Origin of the sequence: Frankia sp. AgKG'84/4 (assembly GCF_023242965.2) — a bacterium.
Lineage (GTDB): Bacteria > Actinomycetota > Actinomycetes > Frankiales > Frankiaceae > Frankia.
On sequence record NZ_JALKFU020000709.1, the window covers coordinates 1 to 549 of the forward strand.

Here is a 549-nt window from a genome sequence, read left to right on the forward strand (position 1 = left end):
CCGGCTGGCCGGCGGCGGCGGTCGCGGAGGTGGTGGCGCTGGGAGTCGGATGGTCCGTCATGCGGGCGCTGACCTCACTCGTCCGGATCAAGGATGCGGGGCACCCGGAAGCGGCCGTCCTGGGCCGCCGGGGCCGCGGCCAGGGCCTCGGCGGCGGGCAGGGACGGCCGGGCGACGTCCGGGCGGAACACGTTCGTCAGCGGCACGGCATGGCTGGTCGGCGGGATGTCGGCGGCCGCGACCTCGGCGACCCGGGCGACCGCGGACAGGATCGCCTCGAGCTGCGGTGCGAGCGCGTCGAGCTCGTCGTCGGTCACCGACATCCGCGACAGCCGGGCGAGATGGGCTACCTCGTCCCGCGTGATCCCCATGGCGTGTGGCCCCTTCGTGGGCGGCGGGCCAGGTGGCCCGCGGCTGGTCGTGCGCGGCGCGGGCGGCCGGGCCCCGGGACGGGCCGCGGATTCCGTGACGGACGGTCCGGGACGGCCGGGCGACGCGCCGCGTCGGCGTGATGTCATCGTACGGGCCGCCCGGCGGCCGGGGCCGAGC

1 protein-coding gene is annotated in these 549 nt (G+C 78.3%); it reads right to left on the reverse strand.

Going from position 1 to position 549, the window contains the following annotated elements; genetic code table 11:
* Positions 1-74: 74 nt before the first annotated feature.
* Complete coding sequence (gatC, locus tag MXD58_RS24735; RefSeq protein ID WP_248840909.1) at positions 75-371, reverse strand: Asp-tRNA(Asn)/Glu-tRNA(Gln) amidotransferase subunit GatC; 297 nt, start codon at positions 369-371, stop codon at positions 75-77.
* Positions 372-549 lie beyond the last annotated feature (178 nt).